Annotated in this window: 3 protein-coding genes; all 3 read right to left on the bottom strand. The window is 63.4% G+C overall.

Features of this window, described 5'->3' with window-relative positions:
- Positions 1-40: 40 nt before the first annotated feature.
- Positions 41-1,054, bottom strand: coding sequence for a ketol-acid reductoisomerase (ilvC, locus tag ACRDUX_RS38235; protein ID WP_526422324.1), 1,014 nt, complete (start codon positions 1,052-1,054; stop codon positions 41-43).
- Between the two features lie 38 nt (positions 1,055-1,092).
- Positions 1,093-1,599 carry an acetolactate synthase small subunit gene (ilvN, locus tag ACRDUX_RS38230; RefSeq protein ID WP_526388197.1) on the bottom strand — a complete coding sequence of 169 codons (507 nt, stop codon included), beginning with the start codon at positions 1,597-1,599 and terminating at the stop codon, positions 1,093-1,095.
- Positions 1,599-1,751 (bottom strand): hypothetical protein (locus ACRDUX_RS38225; RefSeq protein ID WP_526422326.1); only part of this gene is annotated, 153 nt, incomplete at its 5' end. The genes ilvN and ACRDUX_RS38225, both read right to left, overlap by 1 nt.

Below are 1,751 nucleotides of genomic sequence, written 5' to 3'. Positions count from 1 at the left end.
GTAACACGGTTGAAACTCCACGACTCGCGTTGACGCCGAATCAGGCCGTTTCGGTGATCGGGCGGTCCACCCAGCTCATCAGGTCGCGCAGCTTCTTGCCGGTGACCTCGATCGGGTGCTCGGCGTTCTCCTTGCGGAGCTTCTCGAGCCGCTTGTTACCGTCCTCGACGTTTGCGACGAGCTCCCTGACGAAGGTGCCGTCCTGAATGTCCTTCAGGATCGCGCGCATCCGCTCCTTGGTGTCGGCGTCGATGACGCGCGGGCCGGAAAGGTAGCCGCCGAACTCCGCGGTGTCGGACACCGAGTAGTTCATCCGCGCGATGCCACCCTCGTACATCAGGTCGACGATGAGCTTGAGCTCGTGCAGCACCTCGAAGTAGGCCATTTCGGGGGCGTAGCCCGCCTCGACCATGACCTCGAAGCCGACCTTGACCAGTTCCTCGGTACCGCCGCAGAGCACGGCCTGCTCGCCGAAGAGATCAGTCTCGGTCTCCTCCTTGAACGTGGTCTTGATGACGCCTGCGCGGGCACCACCGATCGCCTTGGCGTACGACAGGGACAGAGCCTGGCCCTCGCCCTTGGGGTCCTGGTCGACGGCGATCAGGCAGGGCACACCCTTGCCGTCGACGAACTGGCGGCGCACCAAATGGCCGGGGCCCTTCGGGGCGACCATGCCGACCGTGATGTTCTCGGCAGGCTCGATCAGGTCGAAGTGAATGTTCAGACCGTGGCCGAAGAACAGCGCGTTGCCCGCCTCCAGGTTCGGCTCGATGTCGTTCTTGAAGATCTCTGCCTGCGCGGTGTCGGGTGCCAACAGCATCACGACGTCGGCCCACTTGGCGACCTCGGCGGGCGTGTCGACCTCGAGGCCCTGCTCGGTGACCTTCTCGCGCGACTTGGAGCCCTCCTTGAGACCCACCTTCACCTGGACGCCCGAATCGCGCAGGCTCAGGGAATGCGCGTGTCCCTGGCTGCCGTATCCGATGACGCCGACCTTGCGTCCCTGGATGATCGACAGATCAGCGTCGTCGTCGTAGAACATCTCAACTGCCACTTGTTGTTTCCTTCTCTTCGTTCGTTACTGCAATTGCATTATTTGACGCCCGAGATACCGCGCGGGCCACGGGCGAGTGTCACCATGCCGGATTGGGCGATCTCCCGGATGCCGTAGGGCTCCAGCAGCGCCAGCAGTGCCTCGAGCTTTCCCGGCGTGCCGGTGGCTTCCACCACCAGCGATTCGGCCGACACATCGACGACCTTGGCGCGGAACAGGTTCACCGCTTCGATGATCTGTCCACGGGTCGCCGCGTCGGCACGGACCTTGATCAGTGCCAGCTCGCGAGACACCGAGTTGACCTCGTCCTGTTCGACGATCTTGATCACGTTGATCAACTTGTTGAGTTGCTTCGTGATCTGTTCGAGCGGGAAGTCCTCCACCGAGACGACGATCGTCATCCGGGAGAGATTCTTCTGTTCGGTGGCGCCGACGGCCAGCGACTGAATGTTGAAGCCGCGCCGGGAGAACAACGATGCGACGCGCGCCAGCACGCCGGGCTTGTCCTCGACGAGCACCGACAGGGTGTGGGTCTGGATGCTCATCAGGCGTGTCCCTCGTTGCCCTGGTCGTCGAACAGCGGCCGGATTCCCTTGGCGGCCTCGATCTCCGAGTTGCTCGTGCCCGCGGCCACCATCGGCCAGACCTGGGCGTCGGCGCCGACGATGAAGTCGATCACCACGGGTCGATCGTTGAT

The sequence above is a fragment of the Mycobacterium sp. genome (assembly GCF_050701675.1).
In the GTDB taxonomy this organism is placed as follows: Bacteria; Actinomycetota; Actinomycetes; order Mycobacteriales; family Mycobacteriaceae; genus Mycobacterium.
The sequence above is the reverse complement of the archived record's forward strand: the minus strand, read 5'-3'. Positions and strand labels throughout refer to the sequence as shown.